Genomic DNA, 21,759 nt, shown 5'->3' with positions numbered 1-21,759 from the left:
CTCCTTTATGGGGCGCAGACATAGCCGCCGCCGCCGGTCACCTCAAGCGCGCGCGTTACGGGTGGGAGGGGGATTTCCGCGAGGGCGCGAGATAGGGGCGCGTCACATCCTGCAAGGTGACGTTCACGCATTCCACCGACAGGGCAATCGCCCCATCCCCCGCGAGCGTCAGCTCGAGCGTGCCCGCGCCGTCTTCGCCCGCCGCAAAGGAGAGCGACAGGACCGACAGGATCGTATCCGCATCCCCGCGCATCACGCCCGCGCTGCGCACGGTCAGCGCGTCATCGATGACCAGCATGGATTGCACCCGCTCCACCGGGCGACCACGGGCCTCGGCCCGGGCGCGATCCTCCCAACGGAAGCGGTTGATCAGCAGGGCAAAGCGCCGCTCGGATTTGCGCCAGGTGATCTCGCTGGCCGGGAAAACCCCATCCTGGATCAGTGCTGAAATGACCTCCAGATCCTTCTCGTCCTCTGCCTTCAGGCGCAGGGGGCGTTCGCCACCGTCTTCGAATGTCGCGTCTTGGCTCATTGCTCTTTCACCCGCTCGATGCTCGCCCCGCAGGCGCTCAGCTTTTCCTCGACCCGTTCATAGCCGCGATCCAGATGGTAGACCCGGCTGACCACGGTTTCCCCTTCGGCCGCGAGCGCCGCAAGGATCAGCGAGACACTGGCCCGCAGATCCGTCGCCATGACCGGCGCACCCTTTAGGCGCTCCACCCCGGTCACCGTTGCGGTGCCGCCATGGACGTCGATCTGAGCCCCCATGCGCATGAGTTCCGGCGCATGCATGAAGCGGTTCTCGAAGATCTTTTCCTCGAGCACGGAGACGCCCTCTGCCGTGCAGAGCAGCGCCATCATCTGCGCCTGCAGATCCGTGGGAAAGCCCGGGAAGGGCTCTGTCACCACATCCACTGCGCGGACCCGACCATTGGCGCGCGCGACCTTCAGGCCGGCCTCGGTCTCGGTCACGCTGATGCCAGCGGCGTCGAGCTTTTCTGCAAAGGAGGCCACGAGATCCATGCGCCCCCCCAGAAGCTCCACTTCCCCGCCGGTGATGGCCGGAGCCAGCATATAGGTGCCAAGCTCGATCCGGTCGGTGACCACCGGATGGGTCGCTCCATGGAGGCGGTCCACGCCTTCCACGGTGATGGTGGAGGTCCCAGCGCCCTCGATCCGCGCCCCCATCTTGCTCAGGCAAGCGGCGAGGTCGACGATTTCCGGCTCGCGCGCGGCGTTCTTGAGCACCGTTGTCCCCTTGGCGAGGGTTGCCGCCATCAGGATGTTTTCAGTCGCGCCGACGGAGACAAAGGGAAACTCGAAGACCGCGCCCTTCAGCCCGCCGGGGGCCTTGGCGTGCACATAGCCCTCGCGCAGTTCGAGCTCGGCCCCGAGCGCCTCCAGCCCCTTGAGATGCAGATCCACCGGGCGCGCGCCAATGGCGCAGCCGCCGGGCAGCGAGACCACCGCATGCCCATCCCGCGCCAGCATGGGCCCGAGCACGAGGATCGAGGCCCGCATCTTGCGGACGATGTCGTATTCCGCCGTGTGGTTGTTGATGTCATGGCTTGACAGGGCAAGGACCTTGCCCTCCTGCAGGCTGCTGACCTCGGCCCCGAGCGAACTGAGCAGCGCCGTCATGGTCGCGATATCGCTCAGCCGCGGCGCATTGGTCAGGGTCAGCGGCTCATCGCTCAGGAGCGTCGCCGGCATCAGGGTCAGGCAGGCATTCTTCGCCCCCGCGATCGGGATCGCGCCCTGCAAGGGCGCACCGCCCCGAATAACAATCTGGTCCATCTTTGCCTGTCCTTCTGCCCGTCCTCAGGTCCGGCCGGTGGTGTCGGTCGGCGGGGTGTCTGCCGCTGGGTCTGTTGCCTTTCGTGCGCGCGCCTGTGCCTTGCGTCGCTGCATGTTTGCCTTCAACGCATCCTTGAGACGCGCCGCACGCGCATCCTTTTCGGTTGGCTTGTCGCCCGAGCTATGTCCAGAGTTTTTTCGCCCCATGCAGGACGTCTTATCGCAGCCGGAAAAAAGGGTCCAGATTGCGCTTGCGCCGCTCTGCGTTTGGGCGTAATCAGCCGCCCATCGCGAAGGTCACTTCGCAGGCTGCTGCTGTAGCTCAGAGGTAGAGCACTCCCTTGGTAAGGGAGAGGTCGAGAGTTCAATTCTCTCCAGCAGCACCATTTAAGGCGATGTTACATCATGATGTCAGCATTCCAGGTGATTGCATTTGCTCGCACCTCAATTTGAGCCCATCGCAAGCTTCCAGTGATCCATTAAATCATGAACGTCTACCGCGCCGGTCGCGACTGCCTACATGCTGAAACACTGGCCATCGATGCTGCTAAATCAGATGATCGTTGTATGCGCTTCGCGACGGTAGCGAAAAGCAACAATGGCGGAGAGCGTGAATTCTCTGCGATGCGCCGGGAATCTGAACGGGCCGCGAATGCAGACCTTTGTCACCCAGATCATAGAGGCTTAGCCGATTTCCGGGGCAATTAGGGTGGCTAAAGTGCTTTCGTTCAAAGGTCACTCTGTCTCTAGCGCCCGGGCGTCTCGTCAAGGCGGACCCCGCCGCTGTCTTGGCTGTTTTAATGGCCTGTGGATTCCTGAGTGTTATTGAAGCCGCGCTGGCCGCCTTCTTACTTGCTGCCTTCTTGCTTCGCACCAGTGTCAGAGCAGACCTCGCCCCCAATTCGCGGCTTTGCTAGCGGTACGGCTCCCGAGCGTCTTGCTTGCCGCAGATGCGGCGCGTTTGCCGATCTTCAGATCGCGTTCTTCTAGGCATTGCTGGAGGTCTTCGTTGTTGTTGGTGAGCGGGCGTTCTTTTGCTTGTCCTTTCCAATGTTGGATCAACTATTGTTCGGAACAAAATCTTCGTTCGTTTATATAGGTGCAGCGTCCAATCACCCTGCGGGACGGAGCGCGGTGTGTGGTCCGACTGCGATGGCAGCGCCTGCTTATGCCAAGAGGATTTCCGGCGCGCATCCCGCCCTCGAGCTGCTGCGATCTGTTCGTCAGTCCAGTCGCCCGCCTATTCGACGCGGTAGTCCGCCATCAAATCGTGAGATCGGCATGGGAAGTCCCGGTACCCCAAGGACGGCCATCTTGTGATGGTGTTTCCGTTGAACCGCAGCCTCCAAGCTGTTGGATGGAGCGGAAGCACGACCTTCTCACCGCATTGGCATCCGGATCCGCGGCGATGGGCAGTCCTCGCGTATGCAATCAGGGCATAAGACCGGTCGCGGGACGCACAAAAGTGCCTCCGGTTGCGACGCGCACAGACTACGGAAGTATCTGCGCCGTCATTTCTTCCATCGCTGGAATACGTGTTGTCTGCTCCAAAACGGCCGAGCAGATTGCGTCGCGCTCGAGGTCGAAGAACGCCATGGCTGCCTTCAAGTTGGGGTGGAACGGATCCTTGACCGTTCCGTTGGCGCGGCGACGAAAGAAGGATGCGTTGCCCTGGTGGGAGGCAATTGTCGCCTCAGTGGCCCCCGGGACAAAACTGCATTGGCTGCCCGTCACTTCAAACGCGAATTCGAGGTGGTCTTGGGCCCGTTTCCTGCGTTCGACGATCTTGGATTTGTAGGCCGGTTGCGTGGTCATGAAGATGCATCCCATGCCGTCTGGCAGTTGCGCGTTCAGCCGATCCACATCTTCAATCGCCGCATCCACGCTATTGGCCCAACGGGTGGTGGAATTGCCCAGAAACGTCATCAGGGTCAGTTTCGGCGTGTAGTAATCCGCCCGAAACATTGTCTCAAAGGCGGATTGGTTCGGCTCGCAAAACTGATAGGCTTCCCCACGCCCGATTTGGACGTATTTGTTTTCGGAGGTGTTGATGACACCGAAGGCCCCTGCATTCACGTTCCATTTCGGATCGACGTCACACAGCGCCGATTTCCCTTTGCGGCTGCGTGTGAGCCATGTTGGCAAAGAGGTGGAACGCACACCGATCGCCGCCACCCGGCTCTCGCCGAGTTTCTTCAATTCCAGAGCTTGTGTCGCCGTTGCGTTGCACGAGGCTGCGAGGTCCGAGAAAAACTCGACAAAGGCGGGGCCAGATCCAAAGGGCAACTGGCTGTCACCGAGAACCAGGATCTCGGGCGAGTCGAAATTGTCCGCGGCTGCCGGTGCAATCCCTTGCGCCAAAGCGATCCCTGCTAGGGCTGCCACCAATGATCTTTTGAGTGTTTTCATGTCCCTCGGTGTCCCAGTGACGGGAGGCCCATACCGCTAGCATGGCGCTCTTCACACCAACAAATAACCTTTTGGTGCGCGGTTCGTGATCGTCGAAAGACCGCGGCAGCTGCGTGAAAGATTTCAATTTCCACACTCTCGAACACGGCGGATCACGCATTGGAGAGGGGGCATATCGCGCTCGGAATGTTCTGTGTAACGTCCCGCCACCATCACCTTGCCAACCCAGGAGCCCCCGATGAAAACTCTCTTTGCCTCTGTCGCGGCGATCGCCGCATCCGCCACATTCGCCTTCGCCGGCGACCAGTATATCGACGGGACCGGCTTTGCGGTGTCCGGCTATGATGTCGTGGCCTATTTCGGTCTTGAACAGTCGCCCGTGGGCACAGCCCAGCTAGAAGCGGTCCCCGGGAACCAGAACATCACGGCGGAGTATAACGGCGCGACCTTTGCCTTTTCGACCGAAGCCAACCGCGATCTGTTCCTTGAGGAGCCCGCAAAATACGCGCCGCAGTTTGACGGCCACTGTGCCTATGGTGTCTCCAAAGGCGGCAAGGTTCCTGCGAACCCCAACCTTTGGCGCATCGTGGACGGCAAGCTCTATCTGAACATCACCAAGAACGTGGTGGGGTTTTGGGAAGAGGATATCCCGCAGAACATCAGCCTGGCCGACGGCAATTGGAGCGGCCTTGAGCCCAAAGAGGCCTCCACGCGCGCAATTCCGAGCTTTTCGTCTGCTGCACCTCTGAAGTAAGTTCGTGCCATGATGGTTTCCCGCCGGTCCTGCCTCATCCTTGGGGGTCTCACCCTGGTGAGCGGGGCGGCGGCCTTTGGCACAGTCTATCTGGCGCGCGCTGACACTGCGCGTGTCCTGTCTCCGCCCGAGGCGCTGGAAGCAGCGTTGTCGGGCGAGATCCTGTTGGTGGATATACGTCGCCCGGATGAATGGGACGCAACGGGGATGCCCCAAGGGTCCATCGGCATTGACATGCGCCGCGACGATTTTCTCGAGGCTGTTCTGGCTGCACGCGCCACACCCGCCCAGCCCGTGGCCGTGATCTGCATGCGGGGTGTGCGGTCGGCGCGCGTCACGCGCATGTTCGAGGCGGCCGGGATCACCTCGATCATCGACGTGCCCGAGGGCATGCTGGGCTCTCTCGCAGGCCCCGGCTGGCTCAAGCGCGGCCTGCCAGTCATGCAACCATGATCCGAGCCCTCGCCGTTTCAGCGTTGCTCGGCCTGACTGGCACCACGTCCGATGCGTGCTCCCAGGATACGCCATGCGCCGTCGACGCACGAAATTACTACATCGCCATGCCACAAGAGAGCGCCCCGATTGGGGCCCTCATGTATCTGCATGGGTGGGGGGGCTCAGGCCAAGGCGCGTTGCGCAACGCTCGGGTTGTCGATGGATTTCTCGCGCGAGGCTATGCTGTGATCGCACCCGATGGCGTTCCGCGCGAAGGACGCAATGGCCGATCCTGGAGGTTCCATCCCACATCGCCTTCGCAAGCGGAGGAAGTGGCCTTTCTCGAGGCCGTGAAGGGCGACGCCGTTGCCCGTTTTGACCTGCCACCGAGCCGCGTCATCCTCGGCGGTTTCTCAATCGGCGGATCGATGGCGGCTTATGCGGCGTGCCTGTCCCCGGATGCCTTTGCCGCCTACGCCCCTATCGGTGGCAACTTCTGGCGCCCGCACCCCGAGGACTGCGCGGGCCCGGTGCGCATGATCCATACCCATGGTTGGACTGACACAACCGTACCCCTGGAGGGTCGGGTCGTGAATCGCGTGCCGATCACCGACCCACAAGCTTTTGCGCAGGGTGATATTTTTCATGCCCTGCGAATCTGGCGTGAAACCAATGGCTGCGTGCATCTGCGCGCCGATCGCTTTGTCACCGACGGGCCCTATATGCGGCGGGCCTGGGACAGGTGCGATCCCGGCACGGCGCTGGAGTTGGCCATCTTTCCCGGTGGACACCAGGTCCCAGCGACATGGCCCGACCTCGTTGTCGATTGGTTTGAAGGGTTGGACTAGATGTTGGTTGCTGGCATGTCGGTACTGGCGCTTGGCCTCGCCTTTGCAATCCCACTGAGATGGGGCGTGATCGGGTATCTCGCGGCGGCCGCCATGCTGTTTGTCCTGCAGTTCGGCGTCAACGCGGCGTCAGGGTTTGAAGGTGCCAGCATCGAAGAGAGCCTGCTACTCTTCAACGGGTCCCTCCTGTCCTATCTGGGCTTCAACGTGCAGATCACCTACCGCGCCTTTGCGCTGCCTCTCTTGGCGCTTGGCGCAGCGATGGTGCTGCGCGCCTCACTCCGCCGCGATTGACGTCGGCTGCTCCGTCAGCGTCGCCCGGAACTTGGCGCGCTCGGCCCGCGCGCTCAGCACAATCGCGGGCTCGCGCAGGGAGAGAGGCGTGTCGAGCCGCAGCGTGCGCGACGTCGCATTGGCCACCCGCATCCCGCTGAGCTTTGACAGTGGCACAGCGCCTGCCAAAGACACCGCGACGAGCAGGATCAGGGCCGAGATCTGACCCGCGACCACCCCGGCCAGGAGGACCAGGCCCAGAACGGTCTCGACCCAGTGAAAGCGCAAGGTCTCCATCCAGCCATATGAGACGTTTGTGCGGTTCTGCGGCGTCCAACCGGACGACCACCCCACAAGCGCACGCGCCGTGGCAATTGTATGCTGGATCATCGTGATCGGCGCATAGAGCACGGACAAAAACAGCTCGAAACAGATCGTGCTGACATAGACGAGGCCCGAGCCATAGGCCACGCGCGTCCGCGTCCGCATGCCATAAAGCGCGGCACCAATGAGCTTGGGAAAGAGCAGCATCCCGTAGACAAAGAGCAAAAAGAACCAGCCCAGACGTTGATCTGTCGCCTCGGGCCAAATCACCTGATGCGGGTGTGCCAGCGAGAAATACTCGGGCGCCGCTCCGCTCTCCGGCACCCCCACCAGCGCCCAGAGCACCAGCGCGGCCAGCCACGCTGGCGACATCAGAAACGCCAAGGCCCCTTGCAACAAATGCAGGCGCGAAATTGGGTGGAAACCGCGCGCCGCCAGAATGCGCAAATGCTGCATATTGCCCAGACACCAGCGCCGATCCCGGAGCGAGTAGTCGATCAAGGTCAGCGGCGTTTCCTCATAGGATCCCGCCACACGCGGCAGCAAACGCACCCGCCAGCCCGCGCGGCGGAGCATCGCGGCTTCGATGAAATCGTGGCTCATGATCAACTGATCCTTGCCCCGCAGGCTCCGAAGATGCGGCAAGCGGGAGCTTTCGGCAAAGGCACGGGTGCGAATGATCGCGTTATGGCCCCAGTAGTTGCCCTCATCCTGCGACCAGCTTGCGACGCCCTCCGCGATAAGCCAGCCATAGGCGGTATTTGCGAATTGCTGAACACGCCCAAAGAGCGTCTCCGCCCCGATCAGCACCGGACGGCTCTGGATCAGCCCGGCATCGGGATCAGAGGCCAGCGCGTCGGCCAACTCGCGGATGGCCTGACCGCTCATCAGGCTGTCAGCATCCAGCACGAGCATGGCGTCGTAGTCGGCCCCCCAGTTTTCAATCCAATCGGTGATGTTGCCGACCTTCTTGGAGGTGTTGTGCCGTCTGCGGCGGTAATAGACGGGTGCGGCGCCACAGAACTCGGCCTGAAGCCGCGCAAAGGCGCGCTCTTCAAGTGCGGCAATCTCGGGGCTTTGGGTGTCGCTCAGGATGAAGAGACTGAAGCTGTCGCCCTGGCTTCGCTGTAGGTCGCGCATCATGGCGGAGGCATTGCCGAACACGTCCCAAGGCGTCTCGTTATAGATGGGGAGCAGCAGCGCGATGGTCTGTGTCGGGATGTCTTCCCGGGCCAGTTTCACGTCCCGTTGGATGGCATAACGGACCATGCCGAGGCACGCCGAAGAGACCGCGAAAAAGAGCCAGACCGTGCTCAACACGATTACGCCCAAGGCCATGGCCTCGATGACTGAGACGCCGCCTTGCGCAAGGTGATCCGCCGCGTAAGAGCAGATCACGGTCGCCACGATGGCCGTGGGCAAAAAGGCCGCCGCCCGCCAAAGCCAGTTTTGCCTCCCGCGTCCCTGCGCCACGCCGCGTGGCGGGGCGGCGACCTTGCCAAAACTTTGCGGGCGCATCTCCAGCGGTGCGCGCGGGGGCATCATGGCGGCCGCGTAAGGCGTCATGCCGTCCACCGATAGAGCCAGACTTCTGTCAGCGGCGCGCCCGCGTGGTAGAGCTGGGCTCGAAACTCGATCAGCGTTTCATCGGCGGGGTGGAAGGTGAAGGCCAGCCGCGGACCGCCCGTCTCAGGGTTCCGCTGCACGATGCCATTGGAATGCGCGCCCGCGCTGGCGTTGATCCGAATGTCGAGCTCCGTGAGGTCTTCTGGCACGTTGACGCCATTCTCAAAATCGATGGCAACGACGATCCCGTGATTGTCGAAGCCCGAGCCGATCATGGTGTTCAGAACGCTCAGACCAGCCCCGTAAGAACACTCAGCACCCCATGTCAGCCGGTATTGATACACCGTCTCGGACCCGGCGGCGAGCCCCTCTTTGGGGCGCCAGTAGCAGACGATATTGTCAAAGACCTCCGACGGTGTCGGGATCTCAACCAGGATGACCGACCCTGCGCCCCAATCGCCCATGGGCTCCACCCAGCCACAGGGCCGGCGGTGGTAAAGCGCTTGCAGATCGGCGAAATCGCGATACTCCCGTGCGCGCTGCATGAGGCCAAACCCTTTGGGATTGTTGTCCAAAAAGGCGCTGATTTGCAGAGTTTTGGGATTGGCCAGTGGCCGCCAGATGGTCTCGCCCGCGCCGTTGTTGATCAACAGGCCGTCACTGTCGTGAACGGCCGGTCGCCAGTCCGAGAACCGATTGCGATTGGTCTGGTCGTATTGGAACATCGACGTCAGACAGCCAAGGCCCACATTGCTCAGATCGCGGCGCGGCAAGATATGCGCCGTGATCTCCATCACTTGTGGCTGGCCATGGGTGATCTCGAACCGGTATGCGCCTGCGGCGCTGGGGCTGTCGAGCAAGGCATGGACGACAAAGGTGCTGGATCCCGGCGCTGGCTTCTCGACCCAGAACGACCGGAACTCGGGGAACTCCTCGCCCGCAGTTGAGGCGGTATCGATCGCCAAGCCCCGGGCCGAAAGGCCGTAGATATCGCCTGTCCCAATGGCCCGAAAGTAACTCGCGCCCTGAAAGACTGCGAATTCCTGATAGATGCCGGGTTTTTCAAGCTCCGCGCGCAGGCGCAGGCCGGAATACCCCAGCGTGTCATCGACGGGCAGGTCGGGGAATTTATCGGTCTTGTCGAAGACGTCAAAATCAAAGGCCAGAGGGCGCGCGGCGCCATCTTCGACGATATGGATGCCGACAGGGGTCGGAAAATACAGCCCTGGCGAAAAGACATCGAGCCGCAAGGGCGTGTCCGCTTTGCCATTCCAAAGCGCGTTGCGCGCATCAAACCAGATCGACACGTAGTCTTCGTACTCGATCTTGGTCCAGTCGTCGGGGATGCGCGCGGGCGGCACGTAAGGTGAGGCGGCCAGCTTTCGCGCCATGTCGAGCACGGTGTCGGACCCAAACGGGGTGCCGTCCCCATCCACCAGTTGAAGACCGGGTTCAACTGCGGCTGCCGCCGCGCTGCTGTCTTGCGCAAAGACGGGCGAGGCGACCAGAGCCGCGAGACCGCTGACAAACTCACGCCGCAGCATTGACGCCCCCCTTCACGCGCCAAGGCTGGGACTTCATCCAGCTGGCGAGATAGGCGGTGGCCACGAGAAGCGCCATGCCAAAGAGATTGACGAGCAAGACGGTCATCGCGCTCCGGCCAACAAGATCCAGCACGACACCGTTGAAACGACCTACGATGATCGAGACCACGAAGACCGCCAGCGATTGCTGTCCGACCTTCAGCAGGAGCGCCAGGATCGGCGCCCAGAGCCGACCGAGTGTGCTGGCCGTGGCGCGGATGCGCGCGCCTTTGTCCCCGGCGATCACCCAGGCCAGATAAGCCAGCGCCAGGAACTGTACAAAGCGCAAGACGCCGAAGTCTGTCTTCGAGAACCATTGACGGTGCGCGCTCCGCCACTCGCGGGCAAATTCAAAGTCAAACTCGCGCACGCCAATGTTGGAGAACGGGATGTTGATCAGAACAAGGGCCGCCGCCAGCGCAATCAGCCAGGCGGTCACCGGCGGTTTGGGCAACCAGCCGCGCATGAAGGCAAAGCCCGTGAAGAAGATCAGCTGCCAGCCGAACGGGTTCAGGAACCAGCGGCGCTGCCAATTGTCATTGCCCAGCCACGGCTCTGCGGTGAAGTTCAGGTAGGGCAGCCCAAAGGCTTCGGTCAGGCTGCGCTGCGCGAGCAGCCACATCAAAAGGCTTGCCGCCACAACCAGCCCAAAGTGCACCCGTGCCAGCATGATGACGACCGGCATCATCGCCAGGATAACCATGTACATTGGCAGGATGTCGAACAGGTTCGGCACCCATTGCAGGGTCATAAAGCTGAACAGAATGTTGGGATTGTCCCACATCTCGCTTTCGACAAAGAGCATCCAGAGGTTCAGGTTGCCCCAGTAGTTTCGCGACGTGATATCGAGATCGGTCAGAAAGACCATCAGCGCGACGGTCGCAAAAAACAGCCCCACATGCGCCCAATAGACCTGCCAGATGCGGTAGGCGACGCGCATCGACCCCAAGAAGATCCCGGCCCGATCAAAGGTCGCGCCAAAGGCGATGGCGCTCGCCATGCCGGAGCAAAAGACAAACATCTCTGTCGCGTCGGAAAATCCCCAGCGGGCGGGGATCCAGAGCGTCCATGGATTTCCGGGCGTGTGCGCAAACAGAATGATGAACATCGCAATGCCCCGGAAGAAATCCAGACGCAGATCGCGTTCTTTCTTGGGGCGCGGCGCGGTCACAGCCTGGGGAGCCGACACAGCGGACATGGAAAATGCATCAGTGGAAGTCATGGTCTTGGGGCGCGCTTACTCGGCAGCAGTCATCAAGGGGTCACCGGAGCGCAGATCCGAGATCCGCGCCATGCGTGTGGCTGCGAAACTGTCCTCGCGGTGTCCGCGCAGCGCCGTGCGCGCCTTGAGCAACCGTTCGGTCTCATCCAGGCGACCGGCGCGCAGCCCTGCTTCGATGGTCAGACGCTCGAACACGTCGCGTTGGGCATGGCTGCCCCCCATGACCTGAAACTTCGTTTGCGCGGCACTGAGATGGGCAAAGGCGCCGACATAGTCGGCCTCCCCAAAGGCTTCGAGCCCTTGCGAGAGCGAGACCCCCGGCATGGCCATGACGCACCCGACATCATCGTCGGTCTTTGCCGCAGCGATCACCCGCTTGGTCAGACGCGCGGCGCCCGCTTCCGACGTGTCTCCCATCAGCGCGAGCATGTAGTGCATATCCGCAAAGGTGAGGCAGCCGTCATCGCTGCGTTTCTTTGCGAGGGCAGAGAGTTCGTCCCAACGATCGCCCACATTGATCCCTTCGAGTTGCAACCGCACCAAAAGGGAGCTGGCATTCGAGAAGTCCCGATAATCATCGGTCTTCTCATTGCGGATCTTGGTGTCGTAGAGGTCCAGAACCGTGTCGATCTCGCCCTTGTCCAGATGCAGAAGCGCTTTGTGCCACCAGACATGGAAGCGGAAGTTGTTACAATGCGACCAGGCATCGGGGAAATTATCGATCAGCGCGATCCCCTGACCTGTGAGATGGGTCATGTCATAGACATGGGCCACCGCGTGAAGGCCCCACGCATCATCGCGGGCAAAGTCTAGCCCGCGCCGCCCGGTCTGTTCCGCCTCTGCGTAGCGCCCGACCTCTTCGAGAGCGAAGGCACGGCAGCCGAGGGCGTAGCCATACAGGGGGTGGTTTTCGTCATAGGCCGCAATCGTCCGCTCAACCGAACGCAGCATGCCGAGATGATCGCCCAGCATGAAGCGGATGCCATGGGACAGTTTCATGCTGATCGTATCAGCCGGGTTCAGGCGCAGCGCCTCTTCCATCCGCGCGATGGATCTGGAGGGCTGGCCGGCAAGCCAGTCTTCCAAGGCCAAACACCAGAGCCGTTCCCGCTTGGTCGCGCCGCCCTGCGCCAAGGCTGCGTTCGCCGTGTCCTTGGCCTCTTCCGCGACGCTGATCAGCTCGCGCCGTCCCAGCATCAAACAGGCGAGCCCTTTCATCGCATGCGCCATGGCAAAATCAGGCGCGCGCGCGATCAAGGCATCGAGATGATCCCCTGTCGCACTGCCGTGACACAGGACGCCATGAATGACACCATTCCAATGCTCAAGAGCGGTCTTGTCATCCAAGCTCACACGGCTCGTACTCAGGTCTGTTTGCATCCCGGGGCCTTTCACAATCACTTCGGCAGCACCGGCATAGCTCACGCTCACGCCTGTTGACCCATCACCTGTCCGTGACCACGAGAGAGTGTGAACACAGTTGAGATTATTGTGATTTCCCGCGTTTTCTGTGCTTCGACAGCAGCGTGTCGACGGCGCCTGTGTCTTGACCAAATCGCGGCGGAGCCTTCGCGTAGTGCACCGGCGTTTTTGAGAATTTGAGCGGGTTTCCCAAGAGCTCCACCTGGCCAGAAACCGTTGCTGCGCTTACAGGAACGACCGCGCCACGCGCTTTGGCCTGGTCCGATGAAAGGGCTTGCTGGATTGTGTGAATCGGGCCGGCGGGCACGCCGGCTGCGTGCAAACGCTTTAGGATCTCCTCCGAGGGAAGCGCGGCAAATGTTGCAGAAATTGCCTGTGTCAGCCGCTCACGGTGCGCGATGCGCAGCAGATTTGTTTCAAAATCCGGATCGGCACCGAGATCCTCACGCTGCATAGCGTTACAAAAGGCCTGAAACTGACCGTCATTGCCCACCGCAAGGATGATATGACCGTCCGCCGTCGCAAAAACATCGTAGGGTACAATGTTGGGATGGGCGTTGCCCCGGCGTACAGGCTCACGGCCCGAGGCCAGCGTATTGGTGCCTTCGTTGATCAACCAGGCCATCTGACTGTCGACCAGCGCGAGGTCTATTTGCTGGCCTTCCCCCGTCGCCTCGGCGTGCCGAAGTGCTGCGAGAATGCCGATCGTGGCATACATCCCGCACATGACATCCGCGATCCCGACGCCCACCTTTGTGGGCGGCCCGTCCGGATCGCCGGTGATCGACATGATCCCGCCAAAGCCCTGCGCCATCAGATCATAGCCTGGCCGGTCCTTGTTCGGTCCGGTCTGACCAAACCCCGAGATCGAGCAATAGACCAATCGCGGGTTGAGGGCGGCCAAGCTCGGATAGTCGAGCCCGTATTTTGCCAACCCGCCGGGTTTGTAATTCTCGACCAGGATATCGGCCTGTGACGCGATCTGTTTTACGAGAGCCTGCCCCTCTGGCGTCGAAAGATCGGCGGCAACCGAGAACTTGTTGCGATTGGCCGCGAGGAAATACGCGCTCAGATCAGACTTGCCATCAGGTGTCTCGACATAGGGCGGCCCCCAACGGCGCGTGTCATCTCCCCCGCTTTTGGGGTTTTCGATCTTGATCACCGTCGCGCCCAGATCGCCCAGCATTTGCGTCGCGGTCGGCCCCGCCAGAATGCGTGAGAGGTCCAGAACCAGAACCCCATCCAACGCTTTTGGGGTCTCAGAATGTGCCATCATAGGCTCTCTTGTCGATTTCCACCGCAATGACGGAGAAGGTGTCGGCCTCGATGGCGGCGTGGAGCGCTGCGCGCAACGCTTCTGCGTCGGACACGGAGACGCCATTGCCACCAAAGGCTCTGCCCACGGCAGCAACGTCCGGGCGATCAAAGTCCACGCCGACATTCTTCATTTGCCGCCCGCGTTGCTTCAACTCGATCAACGCCAGAGACGCATCGACAAAGACCACGAAGATCGGCGCAATCCCTTGTTCCGCCGCGGTCGCCAATTCGCCCACCACCATCAGGAACCCGGCATCGCCGGAGAAGGACACCACTGTGCGATCCCGCTCGACCAGCTTTGCGCCAATCGCCAGCGGCACCGCGCAGCCCATCGTGCAAAACCCCGAAGACTGCGTCAGCGCGCGGGGAAAGCGACAGGTCCACATCTGGCTCAGCAAAATCCGATGCGCGCCACTGTCGGCGGTGATCAGCGTGTCGTCGGGCAACACCTCCTGGCAGATCGCGATGGCTTGACCGGGCCCCCAAGTCTCTGCCGGAGCAAACCCCTCTCGCAGCGTGATGCGCGCCCTCTCTGCGGCGTCGCTATCCCAGCCGGGCAAGGGCGTCTGGGGCAAAAGCACCCGCACCGTCTCAATCGGGTCCCCGATGATGTTGTGCGTCGCGTGGTGCATGTAGTGGGTGTTGGGGACCGCCGTGACATCAATGACCACCTGGGCGGCCGGATCCCACGGATTTGTCCAGCCCTGCCGCATCTCAATCGGATCATAGCCGATGCACAAGATCACGTCCGCTTCGGCAATCAATGGCAAGAGGGCCTTGTCTGCCTTCGGCGACAGGCCTGCGCCACCGAGCGCGAGCGGATGGTCCTCCGGGATCAACCCCTTTGCCTTGTAGCTGGTGATGACCGGCGCCTGCAGCATCTCTGCAGCCTTGGTCACGCACGCCGCGCCCTCTTCGGACAGAACGTCAAGACCGGTGATGATCAGCGGGCGCTTGGCCTCGGCCAGCGCGGTCTTCGCGATGTCCAATGCAGGTCCGGTCGGCACAGCGGGCAAGGCCTCAGGGCGCAGCACGCCTTCGCCGCTTGCCTTTGCCTCCGCCACCGAAATGGGCACATCAATATGAACTGGGCCGGGGCGGCCTTCGGTGGCAATGCCAAGGGCCTTGTCGATGATCACATGGGCCGCGCCCGCGTTCAGAGTAAAGCTGGCCTTCGTGATCGGACGAAAGACCTGCGGCTGATCCAGCACTTGATGGGTGTAAACCTGAGCCACATCGGCATCGACACAGCCCGTCAGGACAACCAGCGGCACGCGGTCCTGGCGCGCATTTTCCACGACGTTTATGCCGTTCAGCGCGCCGGGCCCGACGGTCGCCAGCAAGATCCCCGGGACCCCTGTCCGGTGGTAGGTGGCCTCGGCCATAAAGCCAGCCGCATTTTCATGGCGGCACATCACGAAGGTGATCCCCGCGCGGTCCAGCGCATCCAAAAGGGTGAGCACCTCACCCCCAGGCATCCCAAAGGCCCAGCGACATCCCTGTTCATAGAGACGTTTTGCGACAACATCTGCAGCACGCATGGCTGATCCACTTCCTTGGTTGCAGGCGCGATGTCGCGTTACGTGCACCAAGGGGTCATACCAGCACAAGCCACCCCACGAATTCGTTAGAATTGCGGAGCAAAACGTTAGGGTCACCTGTAACGCGCGAATTGTTTCGTTTGAGGCCGGTGTGATCTGGAGTCGTCTAGTTGGGTTTCCGTGTTGGGCGGCCGCGTGGAGATCGCAAGAGTCTTAAGCTCTGGCGTGGTGGTTCTCGTCAGAAATTCTGTTGGGGAATGGTGTCCGACCGTCGAATTTGAGCGCTTGGACTGCCGTGGGATTTGGGAAATTGAAACCGCAGACGCGCTATCTCTACTTTGGTCAGACAGACGAGGTCGAACATGCTCCCTCCGCGCGCTTCGAACGTTGACTTGCGCCTACCACCGGAGATCGACGGATCCTGATCTCAAGTCTTAAACTTCAAGGTCTTTGAAGAGCCTAGCCATCATGCGCTCGAGTGACGCCAGTTCCTATCATGTTTGTTTGGCCTTGCGTGTGCGAAGGCCGTTTTTGAGGGCGTTTGTGTTTCCTTTGGATGGACCGGGCGAAGTGCCCCCGCCCATTCGGTATAGCCGTTTGACATCGCCAGCGCGCTGCCGGCCGTACCGATCCTCGTCTGGGCCACGCATCTCGGGTTCTGGTGCATCCGCAACTTGCCTTGCATGGGGTGATTCCTCCGAGTTCCGCACACCCTCACCTCAGCCTCATTCGCGGCGAGCGCACTCTTGGCAAGCCGTGATCACCAGCGGGAACACCATTTGTCACAAACAACAGACTACAGGGGCTTTCTTGGACCTACTGGGCGCTCGGCGGGATCTGTGACTGCTTGTTTTGAAGGTGCTCCAGCAGTACCACTTTCGACCGATCTCAATTCCATCGTTAAATCGAAGACCGACCTGGGTTTTGCGGTTCGGTGTGCAAGGCGTTTGTTGAATGTCCGGGGGAGGCAGAAGGTTCGCGCTGACCTCTGGACCGTGTCTTCAGTCTTCTTGGCCTTCGCTCGGCTCACGTGAGATTCGGTTGGCAAGCATCTGGGTTTGCCCGACCACCATGTGATTTGCGTCAGAGCAGCGAGAGCCGACAGGCGTTCTGGTTGTGTCGCGTTTTCCGCTGCAACCTGTGTTGCCGAGGCGGTTGCTATTCACAGCTGGAAGCACTGCGCGCGTGATTTGGTGAAACACGCGATGGAAAATGCCGGACGGCGTTGGGCCGCCCGGCATAGGTTGTTTTAGGCAACCAGATCGAAGCGATCTGCGTTCATGACCTTGGTCCAGGCCGCCACGAAGTCCTTGGCGAACTTCGCGGCATTGTCGTCCTGGGCGTAGACTTCCGCATAGGAGCGCAGCACCGAGTTGGAGCCGAAGACCAGATCCGCGCTGGTCGCGGTCCACTTGATCTCGCCCGTGGCCCGGTCGCGGAGTTCATAGGTGCCGTCATCCAGCGCGTGCCAGCTGTTGGCCATATCCGTCAGGTTGACGAAGAAGTCCGTGGTCAGCGCGCCTTCGCGGTCCGTGAACACGCCATACTTGTTGCCCGCGTGGTTGGTTCCCAGAACGCGCAGGCCTCCGAGCAGGACGGTCATATCCGCCGCCGTCAGACCCATGAGCTGTGCCCGGTCGAGCATCATCTCTTCGGCGGAGACGGCATAGTCGTCCTTCTGCCAGTTGCGGAACCCATCGGCGACGGGCTCCAGAACCTCGAAGCTGTCCGCATCGGTCTGATCATCCGTGGCATCGCCGCGGCCCGGGGTGAAGGGCACGTCAACCGCATGGCCACCGGCCTTGATCGCCTGCTCGAGGCCGACATTGCCCGCCAGAACGATCACATCGGCCACCGAAGCGCCTGCCTCTGCTGCAATCGGCTCGAGGATGCCGAGCACCTTGGCCAGACGGTCCGGCTCATTGCCGGCCCAGTCCTTTTGCGGCGCCAGACGGATCCGTGCACCATTGGCGCCGCCGCGCTTGTCCGAGCCGCGGAAGGTCCGCGCGCTGTCCCAGGCGGTGGCGATCAGCTCGGCGGAGGTGAGCCCGCTGCTCGCGATCTTGTCCTTCAGCGCTGCCACGTCGTAGCCCGTGGGGCCCGCCGGAATCGGATCCTGCCAGATCAGGTCCTCGGAGGGCACATCCGGGCCGTAATAGTTGGCGCGGGGGCCCATATCGCGGTGGGTCAGCTTGAACCAGGCGCGGGCGAAGGTGTCCTTGAAATACTCCGGATCTGCGCGGAAGCGCTGGCAGATCTCATTGTAGATCGGGTCGACCTTCATGGCCATGTCGGCATCGGTCATCATGGCGCGGCCATGACCCTCTTCGCCGCCCGCCAGCGTCGGCTTTTCGCTGTCCGGCATGTCGACGGGTTCCCACTGCCAGGCGCCTGCGGGGGACTTCTTCAGCTCCCACTCATAGCCGAACAGGTAGTCGAAATAGCCCATGTCGAACTGGATCGGGTTCTTGGTCCAGGCGCCTTCGATCCCGGAGGTGAAGGCCTTGGTCGCAGTGCCGCCCTGATCGGGGTTCGTCCAGCCAAAGCCCTGGTTCTCGAGACCACCGGCCTCGGGCTCCACGCCGATATTGTCGCCTGCCAGACCGCCATGAGCCTTGCCGACCGTGTGACCACCGCAGGTCAGCGCTGCGGTCTCTTCATCATTCATGGCCATCCGCGCAAAGGTCTCGCGCACATGCAGCGCCGTATGCGCCGGGTTGGGCTGACCGTTGATCCCCTCGGGGTTCACGTAGATCAGGCCCATATGGACCGCCGCCAGCGGGTTCTCGAGGGTCGAGGCCTCGTCGATATCGCTATAGCGGTTCTCGGATTTGGCCAGCCATTCCCCTTCGGAGCCCCAATACACATCCGTCTCGGGTCCCCAGATGTCTTCGCGGCCAAAGCCGAAGCCGAAGGTTTTGAAGCCCATGGATTCATAGGCCATGTTGCCCGCGAGGATGATCAGGTCGGCCCAGGAGAGGGCATTGCCGTATTTCTTCTTCACCGGCCAGAGCAGACGACGCGCCTTGTCGAGGCTCGCATTGTCCGGCCAGGAGTTCAGGGGCGCGAAGCGGATATTGCCCGAGCCTGCGCCGCCGCGGCCGTCCTGCATCCGGTAGGAGCCGGCGGAGTGCCATGCCAGACGGATCATCAGGCCGCCATAGTGACCCCAATCCGCAGGCCACCAGTCCTGGCTCTCGGTCATCAGGGCTTTGACGTCGGCCTTGACCGCCGCGTGATCGAGGCCTTTGACGGCGTCACGATGGTTGTAGTCCGGGTCCATCGGATTGGTCCGGGCCCCGTGCTGGTGCAGGATGTCGAGGTTGAGGGCGTTGGGCCACCACTTCGTCACCGGCTTTTCCATCGACGTGTTGCCACCGTGGTTCACGGGGCAGCCGCCGAGGCCTGGCATTCTGTTACCGTCCATAGGTCTCTCCTGGAATTGTCTCGGTTAACCTTATGGCTCTGACCTAACCTTGCGTTTCCATAGTTTCCAATTGGAAATAATTTTGGTTCTGATAACTACAGCCTATGATCAACTTCACGCTCAAGCATTTCAGGTACTTCGACGCTCTGGCGCGTCTTGGACATTTCGGGCGCGCGGCGGAAGCCTGCTCCATCTCGCAGCCCGCCTTGTCGGCCCAGATCAAGGAACTCGAATCGATGTTGGGCGCGCCCCTGGTGGAGCGCACGGCGCGGCAGATCCGGCTGACCACGCTGGGCGAGGAGTTTCTGGTGCGCGCCCGCAAGGTGCTCACGGATGTGGAAGAGATGTCCGAGCTCGCGCGTCTCTCTGACGGGCCCCTGTCGGGGACATTGAAGATGGGGATCATTCCGACCGTCGCGCCGTATCTTTTGCCCAAGATCATCAGCGCGCTCTCCGAGAAATTCCCCGATCTCGAGCTGCATCCGCGGGAATCGATCACCCAATCGCTGCTGGAGGATCTTCTGCAGTCGCGGCTGGATTTCATCGTCGCGGCCCTGCCTGTCTCAGAACCGGCTCTTCGGGAGTTTGCGCTCTTTGACGAAGAATTCGTGCTCGTCCGGAACCAGAAGGATGCGTCAAAGCCTGTGCCGGAGCCGCACCGGTTGCAGAACATGAAGCTCCTGCTGCTGGAGGAGGGGCATTGCTTCCGCGATCAGGCCTTGTCCTTCTGCGATTTCCGGAAAAGCGCGCCGACGTTGTTGATGGAGGGGTCCTCCCTCTCGACCCTGGTCCAGATGGTGGATGCGGGGCTCGGGCTGACCCTGATCCCGCAAATGGCCTTGCGGCTGGAAACCCAGGGCACAACGGTCGCCGTGGACCGGTTTGAAAAGGACCGCCCGACACGCACCATCGGCATGATCTGGCGCAAGACCAATCCGCTGGAAAAGCAGCTCATGGGGCTCGGCGCGGTGGTCCGTCAGGTGGGGCAGGCGCAGTTGAGCAAGACGCTATAGGCAATTGCGTCGCGGGCCAGGGTGGTTGCGCACAAGCACCCCACGGATCATCCGCGCCGCGCCGCGCCGCGCCGCGCAGCGCAGCGCCGACCGCCCGCCGATCCTTCGCCCAAAGACTCCGCTCGGGCACGAAACGCTTGCGATGCGCGCGCCCGCGTTCTTCTATTGCGCCATTGATTTATGCATTGGAGACACCCATGAGACTGAACGTCACCAAGGAGAAGGCCGTCGATCTCGAAGAGCTTGACGATGTGGGCGGGACCGGGCGCCATGGGCGCGAGTTCGGGGTGAGCGTCGGAGAGGATTCCGCGCGCCTGAGCGAGCTGATCAACAACGCCGCCCATTCCCATTTCGAGATGCCCCATGGCCGTCGCCTCGTCGAGGAGGGCAGCGAGGCCAGAGCCGCCGCCGACCGGGTGCGGCCCGCCCTGTTCCGGGAGAGGGACAGCCAATTGCTCCGGGTGGTCTACAAGGAGATCGTGGTCGAGTTCACCGAAGGCGCCGAGGCTGCGACCCGCAAGGCCATTCTGGAGAAATACGGCCTTGAGGTACGCCGGCGGTCCGGCTTCAACCCCAATCGTTTCGTGGTGACAGATCCCAAGCGCAGCACCATGGCGCAGAAGACGGTCGAGGTTTCGAATGACCTGATGCAGTTGGAGGAAGTGGAAACCGCCTCGCCGAATTTCGTGTCGGAGTTTCCGCGCCGTGCGGCTCCGGTGCCCTCACGCTTCCAATGGCATCTCAACCACCAGTCGGGTCAGAGCCATGATCCGGCGGCCGATGTGGATATTCGCGCCGCCTGGCAGATGACCCAAGGGGCGCCACAGGTGGTCGTTGCCGTGCTCGATGATGGCGTTGATGTGGAGCATCCCAACCTGCGTGAGAACATCCTGCGCCGCCCGGATCCGGACGAGCCCCGGGATGTGAACGGGCGGGACTTCTACATCGCCGACAATGACGATCCGGAGCATTACAATCCGCGCCCGAAGCTCTTTCGACATCCCTATGACCAGATGCCGGGTAACGACATTCACGGCACGCCCTGTGCCGGGGTGATTGCCTCCACAGGGCGGCTGAGCAAGGTGTTCGGCGCGGCCCCGTTCTGCAGCATCCTGCCGGTAAAGATCTTCCACGCGGACTTTCTTGCGGCCGAGAGCCGCGTGGCCGATGCGATCACCTATGCGGCGCTCTTTGCCGATATCCTGTCCTGCTCCTGGAGCGGCCCGGACAGCGCGCTGATCAACCAGGCCTTGCGCCATGCAGCAGGCGGTTCGGCGGAGTTGAAGCGCGGCGTGCTCGGCACACCCTCCTTCTTTGCGACGGGCAATTCGTTCAGCCACAGCGTCGCCTATCCGGCGGCGGATGAGAGCACCATCGCCGTGGGCGCCACGACCGATCAGGCGCGGATCGCGGGCTATTCCAATCAGGGCCCCGAGGTCTGGGTGACCGCCCCGTCGAGCGGTGGGCAGCGCGGGATCATGACCACGGATGTCAGCTACAACCGTCGCGGCTTCAATCTGGGCGCCCATGCGGATGGCGGCACGGACGGGTTTCACACCAATGATTTCGGGGGCACGTCCTCGGCCACGCCGCTCGTGGCCGGGGTGGCGGCACTCATGCTGTCGGTGGCCAGTCATTTGACAGTCGATCAAGTCAAAGCGATCCTCCGGGACACCGCGGATCCGATCGGCACGGGCTATACGGGCGCGCCGCCGCACAGCCCTGCCTATGGCTATGGGCGCATCAATGCGGGCGCGGCCGTGGCTGCCGCGATGCAGGCCTGACGCGCCATGTATCAGAGACCCACACGGAACGGGTAATGGAGGAG

17 protein-coding genes and 1 tRNA gene are annotated in these 21,759 nt (G+C 62.0%); 7 read left to right on the top strand and 11 right to left on the bottom strand.

The window, feature by feature from the left end:
• Window positions 1–55: 55 nt before the first annotated feature.
• Complete coding sequence (locus ACP153_RS10065; protein ID WP_424970859.1) at window positions 56–532, bottom strand: DUF2948 family protein; 477 nt, start codon at window positions 530–532, stop codon at window positions 56–58.
• Window positions 529–1,797, bottom strand: coding sequence for a UDP-N-acetylglucosamine 1-carboxyvinyltransferase (gene murA / locus ACP153_RS10060; RefSeq protein ID WP_424970858.1), 1,269 nt, complete (start codon window positions 1,795–1,797; stop codon window positions 529–531). The genes ACP153_RS10065 and murA overlap by 4 nt, the downstream gene beginning before the upstream one ends.
• A 311-nt stretch (window positions 1,798–2,108) precedes the next feature.
• Between murA and ACP153_RS10055 the strand changes: the two genes are divergently transcribed.
• A tRNA-Thr gene (locus tag ACP153_RS10055) sits at window positions 2,109–2,183 on the top strand.
• A gap of 854 nt (window positions 2,184–3,037) precedes the next feature.
• Here ACP153_RS10055 and ACP153_RS10050 read toward each other — a convergent pair.
• Both ACP153_RS10050 and ACP153_RS10045 read right to left on the bottom strand, forming a co-directional pair.
• Window positions 3,038–3,229 (bottom strand): DUF6527 family protein, encoded by a 192-nt coding sequence (locus tag ACP153_RS10050; RefSeq protein ID WP_424971448.1) that lies wholly within the window; start codon window positions 3,227–3,229, stop codon window positions 3,038–3,040.
• A 59-nt stretch (window positions 3,230–3,288) separates the two neighbouring features.
• Window positions 3,289–4,206, bottom strand: coding sequence for an SGNH/GDSL hydrolase family protein (locus tag ACP153_RS10045; protein WP_424970857.1), 918 nt, complete (start codon window positions 4,204–4,206; stop codon window positions 3,289–3,291).
• Between the two features lie 238 nt (window positions 4,207–4,444).
• Here ACP153_RS10045 and ACP153_RS10040 point away from each other — a divergent pair, with 238 nt between their 5' ends.
• The 4 genes from ACP153_RS10040 to ACP153_RS10025 are packed head-to-tail and all read left to right on the top strand — an operon-like array spanning window position 4,445 to window position 6,537.
• Entirely contained in the window at window positions 4,445–4,960 is a 516-nt protein-coding gene (locus ACP153_RS10040) for a YHS domain-containing (seleno)protein (RefSeq protein WP_424970856.1), read from the top strand.
• Window positions 4,961–4,969: 9 nt separating this feature from the next.
• On the top strand, window positions 4,970–5,413 hold the full coding sequence (locus ACP153_RS10035) for a rhodanese-like domain-containing protein (protein WP_424970855.1): 444 nt from the start codon (window positions 4,970–4,972) through the stop codon (window positions 5,411–5,413).
• Window positions 5,410–6,243, top strand: a complete 834-nt coding sequence (locus ACP153_RS10030; protein WP_424970854.1) for an alpha/beta hydrolase family esterase — start codon at window positions 5,410–5,412, stop codon at window positions 6,241–6,243. The genes ACP153_RS10035 and ACP153_RS10030 overlap by 4 nt, the downstream gene beginning before the upstream one ends.
• Window positions 6,244–6,537, top strand: a complete 294-nt coding sequence (locus tag ACP153_RS10025; RefSeq protein WP_424970853.1) for a hypothetical protein — start codon at window positions 6,244–6,246, stop codon at window positions 6,535–6,537. It abuts the gene before it with no gap.
• On the opposite strand, the gene mdoH is transcribed toward ACP153_RS10025, so the two are convergent.
• From mdoH to katG, 7 genes are all read right to left on the bottom strand, one after another.
• The gene (gene mdoH, locus ACP153_RS10020; protein WP_424970852.1) at window positions 6,520–8,406 is read right to left on the bottom strand and encodes a glucans biosynthesis glucosyltransferase MdoH; all 1,887 of its coding nucleotides are present in this window, start codon (window positions 8,404–8,406) and stop codon (window positions 6,520–6,522) included. The genes ACP153_RS10025 and mdoH overlap by 18 nt on opposite strands.
• Entirely contained in the window at window positions 8,403–9,950 is a 1,548-nt protein-coding gene (locus ACP153_RS10015; RefSeq protein ID WP_424970851.1) for a glucan biosynthesis protein, read from the bottom strand. Before ACP153_RS10015 ends, mdoH begins: the two co-directional genes overlap by 4 nt.
• Window positions 9,937–11,211: an OpgC family protein gene (locus ACP153_RS10010; protein ID WP_424970850.1), complete on the bottom strand. Its 1,275-nt coding sequence runs from the start codon at window positions 11,209–11,211 to the stop codon at window positions 9,937–9,939. The genes ACP153_RS10015 and ACP153_RS10010 overlap by 14 nt, the downstream gene beginning before the upstream one ends.
• A gap of 15 nt (window positions 11,212–11,226) precedes the next feature.
• Entirely contained in the window at window positions 11,227–12,591 is a 1,365-nt protein-coding gene (locus ACP153_RS10005; protein ID WP_424970849.1) for a tetratricopeptide repeat protein, read from the bottom strand.
• Window positions 12,592–12,697: 106 nt separating this feature from the next.
• Window positions 12,698–13,909 (bottom strand): CaiB/BaiF CoA transferase family protein, encoded by a 1,212-nt coding sequence (locus ACP153_RS10000; RefSeq protein WP_424971447.1) that lies wholly within the window; start codon window positions 13,907–13,909, stop codon window positions 12,698–12,700.
• Window positions 13,893–15,491: a thiamine pyrophosphate-binding protein gene (locus tag ACP153_RS09995; RefSeq protein ID WP_424970848.1), complete on the bottom strand. Its 1,599-nt coding sequence runs from the start codon at window positions 15,489–15,491 to the stop codon at window positions 13,893–13,895. The genes ACP153_RS10000 and ACP153_RS09995 overlap by 17 nt, the downstream gene beginning before the upstream one ends.
• 1,249 nt (window positions 15,492–16,740) lie before the next feature.
• On the bottom strand, window positions 16,741–18,918 hold the full coding sequence (gene katG, locus ACP153_RS09990; RefSeq protein ID WP_424970847.1) for a catalase/peroxidase HPI: 2,178 nt from the start codon (window positions 18,916–18,918) through the stop codon (window positions 16,741–16,743).
• Window positions 18,919–19,022: 104 nt separating this feature from the next.
• Here katG and ACP153_RS09985 point away from each other — a divergent pair, with 104 nt between their 5' ends.
• Together ACP153_RS09985 and ACP153_RS09980 are read left to right on the top strand one after the other, a co-directional pair.
• Window positions 19,023–19,931 carry a hydrogen peroxide-inducible genes activator gene (locus ACP153_RS09985; protein ID WP_424970846.1) on the top strand — a complete coding sequence of 303 codons (909 nt, stop codon included), beginning with the start codon at window positions 19,023–19,025 and terminating at the stop codon, window positions 19,929–19,931.
• 197 nt (window positions 19,932–20,128) lie between these two features.
• Window positions 20,129–21,715, top strand: coding sequence for a S8 family serine peptidase (locus ACP153_RS09980; RefSeq protein WP_424970845.1), 1,587 nt, complete (start codon window positions 20,129–20,131; stop codon window positions 21,713–21,715).
• Window positions 21,716–21,759: the final 44 nt, after the last annotated feature.

Origin of the sequence: Dinoroseobacter sp. S76, from assembly GCF_049801095.1 — a bacterium.
Taxonomy (GTDB): domain Bacteria; phylum Pseudomonadota; class Alphaproteobacteria; order Rhodobacterales; family Rhodobacteraceae; genus Dinoroseobacter.
Note: the sequence above shows the minus strand (reverse complement) of the source record. Positions and strands in the feature narration are given on the sequence as shown.